1 pseudogene is annotated in these 209 nt (G+C 64.1%); it reads right to left on the bottom strand.

The features are described 5' to 3' along the window. A pseudogene (locus tag FDX22_RS21005) lies at nucleotides 1-209 on the bottom strand (methyl-accepting chemotaxis protein II); the annotation flags it as partial.

Genomic DNA, 209 nt, shown 5'->3' with positions numbered 1-209 from the left:
ACGCGATCCTGGCGCGGAGCGTCCTGCAGTGGTTTTCGAGCCCCACTCACCGCCTTCTCGCGGGTAATACGAAATACCGCAACGGCCTGCCGCAACTGCTCGGCCTGTTGCTCCAGAGAGGCCGCCGCCGCCGCAGACTCCTCCACCAGCGCGGCGTTTTGCTGGGTCACGCTGTCCATCTGCGAAACCGCGAGGCTAACCTGTTCAAT

The sequence above is a fragment of the Citrobacter sp. TBCS-14 genome (assembly GCF_005280805.1).
GTDB classification, from domain to species: Bacteria; Pseudomonadota; Gammaproteobacteria; order Enterobacterales; family Enterobacteriaceae; genus Citrobacter; species Citrobacter gillenii.
This window is presented reverse-complemented; position numbering and strand designations above follow the sequence as displayed.